The organism is Arthrobacter sp. MMS24-T111 (genome assembly GCF_054888995.1).
The window spans coordinates 94,913-109,104 of the sequence record NZ_JBTZRO010000001.1; the positions used below are offsets into that span (position 1 = coordinate 94,913).

At 65.8% G+C, this 14,192-nt stretch carries 10 protein-coding genes and 1 pseudogene; 2 read left to right on the forward strand and 9 right to left on the reverse strand.

Annotated elements, in window-relative coordinates:
• Positions 1 to 249 precede the first annotated feature (249 nt).
• Positions 250 to 660: an Hpt domain-containing protein gene (locus ACX5I6_RS00430; protein WP_018762219.1), complete on the forward strand. Its 411-nt coding sequence runs from the start codon at positions 250 to 252 to the stop codon at positions 658 to 660.
• Here ACX5I6_RS00430 and ACX5I6_RS00435 read toward each other — a convergent pair.
• Positions 633 to 1,398, reverse strand: a pseudogene (locus ACX5I6_RS00435) (response regulator transcription factor). The gene ACX5I6_RS00430 and the pseudogene ACX5I6_RS00435 overlap by 28 nt on opposite strands.
• A 94-nt stretch (positions 1,399 to 1,492) precedes the next feature.
• On the opposite strand from ACX5I6_RS00435, the gene ACX5I6_RS00440 reads away from it, so the two are divergent.
• Entirely contained in the window at positions 1,493 to 3,148 is a 1,656-nt protein-coding gene (locus ACX5I6_RS00440; protein WP_461839082.1) for a sensor histidine kinase, read from the forward strand.
• Positions 3,149 to 3,159: 11 nt separating this feature from the next.
• On the opposite strand, the gene ACX5I6_RS00445 is transcribed toward ACX5I6_RS00440, so the two are convergent.
• The 8 genes from ACX5I6_RS00445 to ACX5I6_RS00480 form a co-directional block, all read right to left on the reverse strand.
• Positions 3,160 to 4,407 carry a 5-methylcytosine restriction system specificity protein McrC gene (locus ACX5I6_RS00445; RefSeq protein ID WP_461839083.1) on the reverse strand — a complete coding sequence of 416 codons (1,248 nt, stop codon included), beginning with the start codon at positions 4,405 to 4,407 and terminating at the stop codon, positions 3,160 to 3,162.
• Positions 4,394 to 6,625: an McrB family protein gene (locus tag ACX5I6_RS00450; protein ID WP_461839084.1), complete on the reverse strand. Its 2,232-nt coding sequence runs from the start codon at positions 6,623 to 6,625 to the stop codon at positions 4,394 to 4,396. The genes ACX5I6_RS00445 and ACX5I6_RS00450 overlap by 14 nt, the downstream gene beginning before the upstream one ends.
• A gap of 70 nt (positions 6,626 to 6,695) precedes the next feature.
• Positions 6,696 to 6,953 carry a PLDc N-terminal domain-containing protein gene (locus ACX5I6_RS00455; RefSeq protein WP_461839085.1) on the reverse strand — a complete coding sequence of 86 codons (258 nt, stop codon included), beginning with the start codon at positions 6,951 to 6,953 and terminating at the stop codon, positions 6,696 to 6,698.
• Positions 6,954 to 7,019: 66 nt separating this feature from the next.
• Positions 7,020 to 7,436, reverse strand: a complete 417-nt coding sequence (locus ACX5I6_RS00460; protein WP_461841636.1) for an acyl-CoA thioesterase — start codon at positions 7,434 to 7,436, stop codon at positions 7,020 to 7,022.
• Between the two features lie 38 nt (positions 7,437 to 7,474).
• Positions 7,475 to 9,556, reverse strand: a complete 2,082-nt coding sequence (locus tag ACX5I6_RS00465) for an ABC transporter ATP-binding protein (RefSeq protein ID WP_461839086.1) — start codon at positions 9,554 to 9,556, stop codon at positions 7,475 to 7,477.
• Positions 9,553 to 11,286 carry an ABC transporter ATP-binding protein gene (locus ACX5I6_RS00470; RefSeq protein WP_285318482.1) on the reverse strand — a complete coding sequence of 578 codons (1,734 nt, stop codon included), beginning with the start codon at positions 11,284 to 11,286 and terminating at the stop codon, positions 9,553 to 9,555. Before ACX5I6_RS00470 ends, ACX5I6_RS00465 begins: the two co-directional genes overlap by 4 nt.
• Before the next feature lie 190 nt (positions 11,287 to 11,476).
• Positions 11,477 to 13,684 (reverse strand): MDR family MFS transporter, encoded by a 2,208-nt coding sequence (locus ACX5I6_RS00475; protein WP_461839087.1) that lies wholly within the window; start codon positions 13,682 to 13,684, stop codon positions 11,477 to 11,479.
• Positions 13,684 to 14,166 (reverse strand): MarR family winged helix-turn-helix transcriptional regulator, encoded by a 483-nt coding sequence (locus ACX5I6_RS00480; RefSeq protein ID WP_461839088.1) that lies wholly within the window; start codon positions 14,164 to 14,166, stop codon positions 13,684 to 13,686. The genes ACX5I6_RS00475 and ACX5I6_RS00480 overlap by 1 nt, the downstream gene beginning before the upstream one ends.
• Positions 14,167 to 14,192: the final 26 nt, after the last annotated feature.

Consider the following 14,192-nt stretch of genomic DNA (forward strand, 5'->3'; position numbering starts at 1 on the left):
ACGGCAATCTATCCCCAGATTTGAAGGCGGCCAGGCCGCTTATGTGGTAGTGCGAAAAGCACTGGCTTGATGATAGGGCCAAAAACCGCAATCTCATCAAGAAACCCGCAATTAATTTCCCAACCCCGGATGCCGTACGGGAACAGTCCTAACCTGAACAAACACCGGTTCCCACGCGCAACCGCGTGGTTCCAGAGTCCGCAATTTCACGTGGTTCCAGAGTCCGCAATGTCAGCCGAAAGGAGTGTCATGAGCACCTCAGATGATGCACCCAGACCGCTGGTGGACCCATCGGTCCTGGACCGTTTGCGGGAAGAGCTTGAGGAGGAAGAGGGCTACGGCCGGGTCTTCGTGGCCAACTTCATCGACTACCTCCCGGAGCGGCTGGAAAAGCTGAGGCTCGCCCTCACCACCGGTGACCTGGAAGGTTCAATGGACGCGGTCCTCAGCCTGAAGACGGCAAGCCAAATGGTCGGTGCTGAACGGCTGGCGGGCATGGCCCAGGACCTGGAAGCCGAAATCAGGGCCGAGGCCCGCCACGCTGACATGTCGGTGGCGTTGCCGAGGCTGGCGGCGACGTTCCTGCGGCCCATCACCCAGTGCAGCCGGCAGACCATCCACCGGTTACAGGCTCAGTGTTGTCCCGGCGCCAACCGGTAACCGACCCCGCGGACCGTCTGCAGCCACCGCGGCTGCTGCGGCGAGTCGCCCAGCTTCTTGCGAAGGTTTCCCATGTGGACTTCGACGGAACGTTCGTCAGCCTCGCTGATGTAGCTGCCGACGTCGTAATCCTCGTCCCGGAGCCGGCGCACCAGGTCCGACTTGGTCCGGACCGTGCGGCCCGCCTCAAGGAGCGCGTACAGCAGCTCGAATTCGGTGCGGGTCAGGTTCATTTCCGTGCCGTCGACGGTTACGGTGCGGGACGCGTAGCTCAACTCAAGGCCGTTGTGGCTGAAGTTTCCACGCTCCGGGTGGGCGGCGCCGTCCGACGACGGGTCCACCGCCACCTCGCCGGGTTCCGGAACGGACCGTGGGCGCCGCATCATGGCCGCGACCCGGGCACGGAGCTTCCCGGGGCCGGAACGGCTTGGTGAGGTAGTCGTCCGCACCCGATTCGAGCCCGATCAACGTGTCCAGCTCTTCGGTACGCGCCGTCAGCATCACGATATAGGCGTCCGAAAACTCCCGGATTTGCCGGGAAACTTCAAAGCCGTCAATGTCCGGCAGTCCCAAATCCAGCGTAATAACGTCAGGATTCAGGCTCTTGGCCATCAAGACGCCCTCCGCGCCGCCACTGGCGACGGTAACGTCAAATCCAGCCTGGGTCAGCACAGTGCGAACCAGTTCCCGAATGTCGTGGTCATCTTCAATGACCAGACCCACACGTGCCTCACTCATAGAGCCCCCTCAGTGCCAACGTCAGAAGTATAGCTGGCTGCGGATATCCTGCTGGTATGGTCTCGAACACCCCGACTTCCGCGTCTACCGAACGATGAGCGCCCCGACGGCCTGGTCATCCGGTCGACTGCGGTTTTTCAAGCGGCCCTTCCATGAATACCGGCTGACGGACCGGGTGGCTTTGAGCCAGATGCCGTTGTTCGTCACCACGCTCCTCACGGCCTTCCTGGTGTGGGCGTTCTTCCCGGACACCATGGGCAATCCGCTGTTCGTCACCTTCCTCATCTCCCAGCTGGCGCTCATGGTGCTTTGCTACGCCGTCCCGTGGGACCGGTTGCCGTACACCAGTTTCCTGGCCATCCCGGTGCTGGACTTCATCTCCATCGGGGCAGGCCGCGAGGGCGGCCAGGAAAGCCTTACCGGAATCAGCCTGCTGGCCGTGTTCCCCGTCATCTGGCTCTGCGCCTCCGGGTACTACCCCAAGGCGGCCCTGTGGTTCTCCTTCCTGGGTCCGCTGGCCATCATCTGGGTGCCGCTGCTCCTGAAGGGCAACTACACCCCGCAGGACTTCGCCCGGTCCCTCCTGCTGCCCGTCATGATGCTGGGGATTGGTGTGTCCGTGAGCGTCCTGACCCTGAGCATGATGCGCCAGCAAAACCAGCTGGAGGACAAAGACGAACAACTGCGCGCCAGCCTGCGCACCAGCAAGCGGCAGGAGTCGCTGCTGAACACGGTCCTGGATACCGTGCACCTGGGTGTCCTGGCGGTGGACGCCGACGGCCACGACGTGCTGATGAACCGGAAGCAACGGGCCAACCACGAGCTGGCCCGGCCAAAGGATATTGCGGACCCCAACGAGTCGCAGCTCCTGGTCTTCGGCCCGGACCGGAAGACCCTGGTCCCCGTGGCGGAACGTCCGGTCCGCCGCGCCGTCCTGGGGGAAACCTTCACCGACTACCTGGTGTGGCTGGGTGAAGGAAGCCAACAACGGGCCCTGGTGACCACGGCCCGGCCCATGAAGGATTCCGACGGCCGCTTTGCCGGTTCCGTGATCGTCTTCAGCGACGTCACGGACCTGGTGAACGCCCTTGCCGCCAAGGACGACTTCGTCTCCAGCGTCTCGCACGAGTTCCGCACCCCGCTGACGTCCATCCTGGGGTACGTCGAGATCCTGCTCGCCGACGAACCGGACCAGTCGCAGCGGGAGATGCTGGAGATCATCCACCGCAATTCCGAGCGGCTCCTGACCCTGGTCTCGGACCTGCTGTCCAGCCGGAACGGCCAGCTGATCGTCACACCCCACACCGTCGACGTTGCCGAACTGGTGCAAAGCAGTGTGTCCTCGGCGATGCCGCGGGCTGCCGCGGCCGGGGTGGAACTGCGTGCCGAAACTCCGCCGCAGCTCGAGGCCCACGTGGACAGCGCCCGGATTTCGCAGGTGCTGGACAACCTGGTGTCCAACGCCATCAAGTACTCTCCCGACGGCGGCCAGGTAGTGGTCTCGCTCGCGCAGGAGGACGGACACCTGGCCTGCCGGGTATCGGACACGGGCATGGGCATGACCCCCGAAGACGCGTCCGAGGTTTTCGCCAAATTCTTCCGCACCAGCAACGTCCGGCGCACCGCGATCCCCGGTGTGGGGCTGGGCCTGCCCATCAGCAAGGCGATCGTCGAGGCCCACGGCGGCACCATCGGCGTCGACAGCACGCTCGGCAAGGGGACGACCTTTACGTTCCGCGTCCCGGTCTGATTTCGCCCGGCTCAGCCAGCGCTGGTTGCGCTTGCCGAAACCCGGGCGACCTCGCCCCAGGACTGCCGGGCAAGGTCCCGGATGGAGCCCAGGATGTCCGACGGCGGCTGGCCGAGGTCCAGCGGGAACTCCACAATGTCGATGTCCGTGTTCAGGATCCGGCGGAGTTTCATTTCGCCCTTGCCGGCATAGACGAGCCAGGCGGTAGGGACCGCAAGGGCGGTGCAGTGAGCCAGCATCTGGTAGTGGTCAGCGGTCAGGGAAGCACCGGCGTCGGAAGCTGCCCGGTATTTGGCGTTGTAGGCCACCACCGGGCGCCCACCCAGCAGGTGCACGGCGTCCGGACGGACGGACAAACGGTCGGAATCGCGCACGGCCTCGCTGAGCAGGGCGTTGTAGCGCAGCCGCAGCTCCCCCGGGTGGGCGGCCATTGCGGAGCGCAGCGCGGTGCCCACAAAATCCTCGAAAACCTGCGCCATGTCCACCACGAACGAGGCCGCCTGCTGCTTGCCCTCGCCTGATTCCGCGGAGGCGTTGCGCAGGATCAGCTCGGCCAGGCGCAGCACGGCGTGGTAGCGGAGGTTCATCCTGGTGGGCTTCCACGGCGGAACCGGCGCCCCGGGCGGAAGGCGCGTGACGGCGTCGAGCTTTCCCTTCAGCTGGCGCAGCCTGCCAAGCACCTCCGCCCGCACGCCGGGCACCTGCCCCATCCGCTCCAGCGCGGCCCGCAGGATCCGGTTTTCCGCGATGTCCTCCGTGAACTCGTCGTAGGAGACCTCCAACGGGACCAGCATTCCCGGCCGGCGTGAGATCTGGTCAGAAATCCGGATCCTCCCCTTGACGGTCCGCAAGGATTCGTCCACCGTGAGGTAGCCCTGCAGGACGCCGCGGCCCAAGGCGCGTTCGGCCAATTGCGCCAGGGATTCCGCCAGCGAACTCCACAGTTCGCGTTCCTCGTCGGCGGCCACGGCGTCCTCGCGGAAGCCCTGTTCCCCCGCGTAGCTGAGCAGGAACAGGAGCCTGTCCAGCCCCAGCCGGTCCTTGGGGCGGACGTCGAGCTGCACCGTTGAGGTCCGCACGGAGCCCACCTTGCCCACCGGCTCGATCCGGTACAACCCCATGCCCATGGGCGAGGCCTTGGCCAAGCCGCTGGCGTTCAGGAAGGAAGCGCTTGGCGCGTCCAGCCGTTCCACCATGCCGCCGGACAGCTCGTCCAGGACCAGGTGCCGGACGGACGCCCGGGGGTCAGCGCGCTGCAAGACGTCCCAGCAACTGGTCCAGCCCGAAACGTTCCTCCAGCTGGGCCCTGGTCAGCTGGCCGTGGTAGTGCTCCTCGAGCAGCGGCATGAGCTCGTACTTCCAGATCCGGCGCAGCCCCGCCGGGGTCTGGGCTGCCGGTTTCATGAAGTAGGACGGCCCGATCATCAGGTCCCGGTCCCACTCGTCAATGGCACCGTTGAGCGCGTCCAGCAACAGCGCCGGCGTGGTGTCCAACTTCCGGGCCTCCAGGAACCGGAGCAGGGACCCCTTCACCGGCTCCGTCTGCGGGTGCAGCTCAATGAAGGAGAAACGGCGCCGGATGGCGGCGTCCATCATGGCGATGGACCGGTCCGCGGTGTTCATGGTGCCGATGATGTAGAGGTTGTCCGGCAGCGTGAAGGGTTCGTTGGGGCTGTACTGCAGGTAGATCCGGTCATCGCGGTATTCCAGCAGGAAGTACAGCTCGCCGAACACCTTGGCCAGGTTGGCGCGGTTCATCTCGTCAATGATGAGGAAGTACGGCTTCTTCTCGTTCCCGGGTTTAGCGGCTTCCTCCGCCAGCCGGCGCAGGGGGCCGGCCACCAGCTTGAAGGAGACCTGCCCGTCATCCGTTTTATCCGGCCGGTAGCCCTCGAAGAAATCCTCGTAGGCGTAGGACGGGTGGAACTGGACCAGTTTGACGCGTTCGTCCGTGGTGTCATCCGCCAGCTCCGCCGCGAGGTGCTTGGCCAGGTAGGTCTTGCCGGTGCCGGGCGGACCGTAGAGGACCACCTGGCGGTTTTCCTCGAGCAGCTCGGCGATCTCCTGGAGCGGTTCCAGCTCCATGTGCAGGGACGCGGCGAACTCGGGCGTCAGTGCGCGGAAGCCCTCCTGGACGGGGGGTACGACGGCGGCGCCTTCGGTTTCGGCGTCTGGCTCGGTCTCCGCTTCTGCGGGCAGGAGCGCCTGCAGCGCCTGCACCACCCTGGTGGCGTCCACGACGATGCCGGGCGTGCTGAGCTGGCGCTGGACGTGGCGGGGCAGGCTGGTGGTGGCGTGGCCGACGTCGAACCAGCGCACCTTGCGCCGCAGCCGGCGGTTGTCGTCGTTGTACTCCGGCTCCCCCAGCACGCCACCCAGCCGCACCGTACCGGCGTGCTGGTAGAGCACCAGGTCCCCGGGCTTCATGACGGTGAGGAACGCCAGGGCAGCGGTTTTGGTGTCCTCACGCTCCACGTAGCCAAGGTGCTTGTAGTCCTCGTCCACGGCGTGTTGGACCACGCCTGCACTGACCCCCGGCTCCAGGGGGCGGAGATGTTCGACGTCCAGGGTCACTTTCTCCTCCGCGTGCCAGGCTGTGAGGAGCTCGGGGTGGTCGCCGTGGGTCCGGAGCAGCCAGGCCCGCCGTCCGGGGTCCCCGACTTTGCGCCACTGGCTGACCAGTTGCCGGGAGTACCAGTCGATGCGCTGGCCCGCCTGCTCGTCCAGGTGCAGGCGGATGCGGTGGATGTCCGCGGTGATGTCCTCTTCGCTGTCGCCGTTGGCCCCGCCCACGAGCGAGGCGAACGCGTCACGGATTTCCTGCCGCTCCACATCCGCCACCACGGGCTCGAAGTAGCTGGGCCACGCCAGGAATTCGATGCTGCGGCGGATGGCAGGCTGGTCATCCGGCGTGGAGGCCGCAAGGCGGTGGAACTGCAGGGGATCCTTGATGGCGGCCTGCACCACGGCGGCCGGCCGCTGTGCGACGTTCCGGACGAACCGGCAAAGCCACTTGAGGTGGTCCCAGATGGTCCAGTTGAATTCAGCCGTCCGGTCGCGGATCACGCCGTGGTCCGTCATGCCCGCGTAAAGCTCTTCGGGAAGCTCCAGCGGCGGCTCCAGCCAGCCGGCGGCCTCGGCCACGCGGGCGCGCTTGACCTTGAGGGACTTCACTTCGTGGGCCAGCGGGAGGGACTGCAGGAAGAGCAGCTCCACCGCCAGTTGCTTGGCTCCACGGGTGGCGCCGTCCAGGTTCCCGCGGAGGTTGGTCATCATCGGGGCCTTGGCGTCCGGGATGCCCCGTTCCAGGCGGTCCAGCAGCTCCGAGGCCGCCGCGACCGACCACGTACGGGTCCGCCCGTCCAGCGGCGACGCCTTCCCCTGCAGGCCCGGGCCCAGGACAAACCACGCTGCGTCTTCGATCTCTTTGGAGATGCCGAGGGCGCGGGTCATGGCAGCGGTGGCGGTTGGGGTCATGCCCTCAAATTTACAGGGTCAAGCTGGACGGCCGCTCCACGCCGGTGGGCTGCCGTCCCCGGCTCCCGGTTCAGGCCCCGCCGGCAGACCGCTTCCGGCCGAAGACGAAGTACCCCATGGGTCCGATGAAGTTGACGAACGAGGCCGCCCGCCAGGCGGCCTTCGGCCCGTTGATGAGCTCCGCAGGCCGGCGCGAGATGTCCCGCTGGGCGGCAATGAGCAGGGACACCTGCACAATCGCCGTCAGGATGGTGCCCGCCTTGCCGGAAGGGGACATCTCCTTCCATGTCTTCTTCTTCCGCGCGGCACGGTTCTTGTTCCTGGCCATCAGGGTTTCCTTTCGCTGTCCGTCGTAGGTCCAGTCCAGTAGGTCCGGCCGGACTTGTACAGGGGCTTAGTGCCTGTACGGGGCCATCCGGTCCTTTTGTTCCTGGGTAAGCCTCAGTACCCGGCCGGTGGCCTCGTCCACGAACGCCAGGTGGCTGCTGGCCTTCACGCAGTCCTCCCTGCTGACGGGGTCCTGGAGGACGTAGTGGATGTCGAAACTGGCACCTTTGACGGCACCGATCCATACCTGGACCACGGCCGGGACGTTGCGGTACTCCAGTGTCCTGACGTACCGGATTTTATGGTCCACCACCAGGGCCAGGGTTCCGGGCGGCAGGTCATTGAAGAGGGACACGTGCGGCTCGATGCCCGGCAGGCCGGTGCCCCGGGGCGGGCCGAAGGCTGCGATCCTCGCCTCCTCCAGCATGCGTACGATCTGGACGTTGTTGATGTGGCCGTAGGCGTCCATGTCGCCCCAGCGCATGGGCACCAGGACTTCGATCCGCCCGCCCCCGTGCGCGCTCAGCTGTGCACCGCCGTCGAATCATCCACCGGCATCTCGCCTGCGTCCGCACCGGCGAACTGGGACATGTACAGGCGGTGGTAGGCACCCCCGGCCGCGAGCAGCACCTGGTGGTTGCCTTGTTCGACGATTCGTCCGTTCTCCATGACCAGGATGGTGTCCGCGTCACGGATGGTGGAGAGGCGGTGCGCGATCACGAAGCTGGTCCGGTCGCTGCGCAGTGCCGCCATGGCTTTCTGCACCAGCAGTTCCGTGCGGGTGTCCACGGAACTGGTGGCCTCATCCAGGATCAGCAGCGAGGGGTTGGCCACGAAGGCGCGTGCGATGGTGATCAGCTGCTTCTCGCCGGCGCTGACGTTGTTGCCCTCTTCATCGATCACGGTGTCGTAGCCCTCGGGGAGGGCACGGACGAACCTGTCCACGAAGGTCGCCTTCGCCGCTGCCATGACCTGTTCCTCGGAGGCTTCGAGATTGCCGTACCGGATGTTGTCGTAAATGGACCCGCCGAACAACCAGGCGTCCTGGAGCACCATGCCCACCTTGGAGCGCAGCTCGGAGCGGCTGAGGTGGGTGACGTCCACGCCATCGAGCAGGATCGAGCCGGAGTTGAGCTCGTAGAAACGCATGACCAGGTTGACCAGGGTGGTTTTGCCTGCACCGGTGGGACCGACGATCGCGACGGTGTTTCCCGGCTCCGCCGTGAAGGACAGGTCCTCGATGAGCGGCTTGTCGGGGGTGTAGCTGAAGGTGACGTTCTTGAAGTCCACGTGCCCGTCGGTCTTGGCGGGCAGGTGTTCGGTGGCGGTTTCCGCTTCCTCTTCGTCGGCGTCAAGGAATTCGAAGACGCGCTCGGAGGACGCCACGCCAGACTGAAGCATGTTGGCCATGCCGGCCATCTGTCCCAGCGGCTGGGTGAACTCGCGGGAGTACTGGATGAACGCCGTCGCATCGCCCAGGGACATGGCGCCGGAGGCCACCCGCAGGCCGCCCACCACGGCGATGCCCACGTAACTGAGGTAGGACACGAACTGCATGACGGGGAAGATGATCCCGGAAACGAACTGCGCGCCGAAGCTTGCCTTGTAGAGGGCTTCGTTACGTTCCTCGAACCGCGCCAGCATGTCCGCATCCCGGCCAAACACGCGGACGAGGTCGTGCCCGGAGAACGATTCCTCGATTTGGCCGTTCAGGGTTCCGGTGTTCTTCCACTGGGCCGCAAAAAGCTTCTGGCTTCGAACCCCGATCATGCCCGCGGCCACGCCGGAGAGCGGGAGTGCGATCAGGGCGATCAAGGCCAGCTGCCAGGACACGATGAACATCATGATCACGATGCCCACCACGGTCAGCACGGAGTTGACCAGCTGGGCAAAGGCCTGTTGGAGCGCCTGCTGGATGTTGTCGACGTCGTTCGTCACCCGGGACAGCACGTCGCCGCGCTGCCGGGTGTCGAAGTAGTTCAGCGGAAGGCGGTTCAGCTTGCTCTCGGTATCGTCGCGCAGCCGCCGGATGACCTTCATGACAATGCGGTTAAGCACGTACCCCTGCAGCCACATGAAGATGTTGGCCACGAAGTACATCAGCAGGACCACGGCGATCAGCGTGGTGAGCTTGTCGAAGTTGATGCCGGTTCCGGGCACCAGTTCCATCCGCGACACCATGTCCGCGAAGTTGTCCTGGCCCTGCTGGCGCAGGCCCGCGACGAACTGCTCCTTGCTCGCCCCGGCGGGCAACTGCTTGCCGACGACTCCGGCGAAGATGACATCCATGGCCTGGCCGAGGATCTTGGGGGCGATGACGTTGAGGACCACGGAGACCACCACCAGGCCCACCACGGCGTAGATGCCAACGGCTTCGGGCTTCAGCAGGCCCATGAGGCGTTTGGCCGATGGCCAGAAGTGTTCGGCCTTCTTGGCGGGCATGGCACCAAACATGCCGCCGTCCGCTTCGGTGGGCGTGAACTCCTCCTCGACGAAGTCGTCGTCACCGGGCTGCGCGGCCGGGACCTGTCTGGCGTCTGCTGCCGGCTGGGCGGGCAGCGGGGTTTCTTCCATGGGGCTGGAGTCCTTCTTGCGGGCGCTCATGCCACTTCCTCCACGCTCAGCTGGGATTCGACGATTTCCTGGTAAGTAGGCGAAGTTTCCAGCAGTTCCTCGTGGGTTCCGCGGTCCACGATCCGGCCGTTGTCCAGCACCAGGATCTGGTCGGCGTCGGTAATGGTGGAGATCCGCTGGGCCACGATGATGACGGTGGCGTCCGAGGTTGTGCCTTTGAGTGCGGCCCGGAGCCGGGCGTCCGTGGCCACGTCCAGGGCCGAGAAGGAGTCATCGAAGAGGTAGACCCTGGGCTTCGTCACCAGCGCACGCGCAATGCAGAGGCGCTGCCGCTGGCCACCGGATACGTTGGTTCCACCTTGCGCGATCCGCGATTCCAACCCGTTCTTCTTCTCACGGACGAAGGACTCTCCCTGGGCTACCCGGAGTGCCTCCCACAATTCCTGGTCCGTGGCTTCGGTCTTGCCGAAGCGGAGGTTGTGCTCGATGGTCCCTGAGAACAGGTAGGGACGCTGCGGTACCAGGGCCACGCGTTTGGTGATCTCGGCACGGTCCATGCGGTCCACCGGAACGCCGTCCAGCAGTACCTGGCCTTCGACGGGGTCGTACAGCCTGGGGAGGAGGGACAGGAGTGATGTCTTGCCCGCACCGGTTGAACCGATGATGGCAATGGTCTGTCCGGGCCGGGCCGTGAAGCTGATGTTGCTGAGTACCGGTGACTCAGCTCCCGGGTAGGCGAAGGTGACGTTGCGGTACTCCACCACGCCGGCCAGGGATGCCGGAGCCTGCGGGTCCTGGGGATCGTGGATGGAGGGTTCCACGCCGAGCACCTCGCCGATGCGGTCGGCGCAGACGGAGGCGCGCGGAATCATCATGGCCATGAAGGTGCCCATCATGACGGCCATCAGGATCTGGAGCAGGTACTGCAGGAACGCCGTCAGCGACCCCACCTGCATGGCCCCGGCGTCCACCCTCTGGCCGCCGAACCAGAGCACCGCGGCGGTGGACAGGTGCAGGATCATGCTGATGGCCGGAAACATCAGGACAAACAGTGCCCCAATCCGGAGCGAGACGTCCGTAAGTTCCTTGTTGGCGCCGCCGAAACGTTCGGTTTCGAACGGTTCACGCACGAAGGCCCGGACCACCCGGATGCCGATGATCTGTTCCCGGAGCACGGCGTTGATCCGGTCGATCTTCCGCTGCATGGTGCGGAACAACGGCATGAGCCGGACCACCAGGTACCCCACCACGACTGCCAGCAGCGGAACCGATACCCAGACGAGCCACGACAGGTTGAGGTCCTCGCGCAGCGCCATGATGATGCCGCCGACGCACATGATGGGGGTGGCAACCATGAAGTTCAGCCCCATGAGCAGGAGCATCTGCACCTGCTGGACATCGTTGGTGCCGCGGGTGATCAAGGTGGGGGCTCCGAACCCGTTGACATCCTTGGCAGAGAAGCTGGTGACTTTACGGAACACCGCGCGCCGCAGGTCCCGGCCCACCGCCATGGCCGTGCGGGAGCCGAAGTACACGCCGGCAATAGCCGCACCCACCTGGGCGAAGGCCACCAGGAGCATCATGGCACCTGTACGCCAAATGAAATCGGTGTCTCCGCGCGCCACCCCTTCATCGATGATCTGCGCGTTCAGGCTGGGAAGGTAGAGCGCGGCGATGGTGGATGCAAGCTGGAAAACGACGACAGCAAGGATGTACGGCGCGTACGGTTTGGAGTAGCGCCGAATGAGGGTCAGGAGCATGGTTTCACTCTAGCGATCCGCACTGACATTGACGCCGGGCAGGAGTGCTTTTCTGCCCGCAAAGTCGTCGACGGAGCAGCTGGAAATGCCGCAGCCCGCGCCCGGAGGGTGCTCCGGGCGCGGGCTGCGGCATTGGGCTGCGGCACTGGGTCCGCGAGAAGGGTCTGTGGCTGGTCCGCCGCGGGGCGGGCTAGCTTCCCTGCACGGACTCCGGCCCGTCGGCGGAAGACTGCGAAGGGGCAGCGGCACTGTGCTTGCCGTGGCCTGCCAGGTACAGTGCGGCCGCAGCCTGCAGCTTGCGCTCCTTCAGGAGCTTCCGCTGGACCCTGCTGAGCTCAGCGGCCGTAGCCGCCTGCTTGGCTGCAACCTCCCGCTGCGAACGCAGCTGCTCCTGGACATCCAGGACCAGTCCGCCCAGTTCCACCTGCTGGCGGGCCAGGAGCTGTTGGGTGTCCTGCAGTTTCCGGAGCGTATCCGCGGCGCTGGCCACGGCGTCCGCGGCCTTGTCGACGCTGTCGGCGGACCGCAGGTCCAGCCCCTCGGACCGGAAACTCCTGGCGAAGACTTCCTCGAAGTCCTCCGTGGCAACCCTTCCGGACGCTGCCGCAGCGGCGGCGGCACCGCCGTCGTACGTCTTGGCGGGGGCAGCTGCGGCACCGGCATGCGCCGAACTCCGTGCCGCGGTTCCCGGGCCGCCGGGGACGGGCCCGTTCACGGCGGCAGCAACCACCGGCAGCTGGCCGGTCATGGCGGACATTCCCGCTTCACCGGCGGCATTGGCCTGCAAGGTGGCCTCGGGGGTGATATCCACGGTCCTGCGCAGCGGCTTTTCCTTGATGAAGAGGACGGCGATAAGGGCCACCACGCTGACAACGGCAGTGATCATGAAGATGCCTGCCGTGGCGTCGCCGTAGGCAGCGCGCATGATGTCCGCAATCGGCGCGGGCAGGTCCTTGAGGTCCAGCGTGGCGCCGCTGCCGCCGCCGGCTTGGATGCCGATTTTCGCGAGCCCGTCGGTGGCCAGTTCCTTGACGTGGTTGGCCATGACGGCGCCCAGGACGGACACGCCGATGGCGCCGCCCACCGAGCGGAAGAACGCGACGGACGCGCTGGCGGAACCGATGTCCTTGGCCTGGACGGTGTTCTGCACGGCGAGGACGAGGTTCTGCATGAGCATGCCCAGTCCGACGCCGAAGATGCCGGTGTAGAGGCCGGTCAGCCAGAGTTCGGTGGTGTGGTCCATGGTCCCGGCAAGGGCCAGGCCGCCGATCAACATGATGGTGCCGCCGATCAGGAAGCGCTTCCACTTGCCGTAGCGGCTGATCAGCTGGCCGGACACGACGGAACCGATCAGGTTGCCGGCGATCATGGGCAGGGTCAGCAGGCCGGCCTCGGTGGGCGTGGCGCCGCGGGCCACCTGGTAGTACTGGCCGAGGAAGGTGGAGGAACCGAACATGGCCACGCCAACGGCCACGGACGCAACGATGGCCAGGGCGGTGGTGCGCTCGGAGATGATCTTGAGCGGGATGATCGGCTGGGACACCTTGGATTCCACCAGGACCAGCAGCGCGAGCAGGAGGACGCCGCCGCCGACCATGACCGCGGTCTGCCAGGACCACCAGTCGTAGTAGTCGGGGTTGCCGGCGAAGGAAACCCAGACCAGGAGCAGGCTGACGCCGGACGTGAGCAGGATGGCGCCGAGCCAGTCGATCTTGGCGGGGCGCTTAATGTGCGGAACCTTGAGCGTGACCTGGAGCAGGATCAGGGCGACGACGGCGAGCGGCACGCAGACAAAGAAGGTCCAGCGCCAGCCCAGCGGGCTGTCCACGATGAAGCCGCCGAGCAGCGGCCCGCCGGCCGTGCCGACAGCCATGACGGCGCCCATGTAGCCGGAGTACTTGCCGCGCTCGCGCGGCGGGATGATGGAGCCGATGATGGCCTGTGCCAGGGCTGTCAGGCCGCCCATGGCGATGCCCTGGATCACGCGGGCGGTGAGCAGGAACGGGATGTTTTCGGAGAAGCCTGCCATGACCGAGCCGGCAACGAAGATCACGATGCTCAGCTGGACCAGGACCTTCTTGTCGAAGAGGTCCGCGAGCTTGCCCCAGATGGGGGTGGTGGCAGCGTTGGCCAGCAGGGCCGCCGTGATGACCCAGGCGAAGTCGGTCTGGGTGCCCTTGAGCTCGGACATGATGGTGGGCAGCGCGTTTGCCACGATGGTGCTGCTGAGGATGGCGGTGAAGAAGGCGGCAAGGAGGCCGGTCAGGGCTTCCATGATCTGCCGGTGGTTCATGGGTGCGCCGGGTTCGTGGCGCTTGGATTGCCGCGATTCCTGTTTAGTGGAGCGCTGGCGCTGGCGCTCCTGCTCCTGGTCCGCGGCGGCGGTGACGTTGGCCATTAGTTGACTCCTGTGTGTTCGTTGGTGGTTCCGGCCGCCCTTGCCCGGATGGAATTCTTCAGGGATGCCGTGAGCTTGTTCAGCATCGCGGCGGTTGCAACGGCGTCGTCCTCGTTCCAGTCGGCGAGGTAGCCCTGCAGGGTTTCTGCCCGGTGGCGCACCAGCTCGGCGAGCTTTTCCTTACCCTTGGGTGAGAGGGCCAACAGCTGGGCCCTCCCATCGTCCGGGTCCGGAGTGCGAAGCACCAGGCCGGCGTCCGCCAGTTCCGCGACGTGCCGGCTGAGGACCGGAGCGCTGACCCCCAGCCGTTCGGCGAGGTGCGCGGCACGGGTTTCCCCTTCGCCAATGAACTTCAGCACGCCTTGGAGGGCGATGCCCGTGTCCTGACCTTTGACGTTGACCATGGTGACGCAGCGCAGCGCGCGCTGGAGGTCATAGATATGGCTGACGAGGTCGGCTGCGGTGGCCGGTGCGACAGACATGATCCTCCCTAAAGAATTAGTTGCTG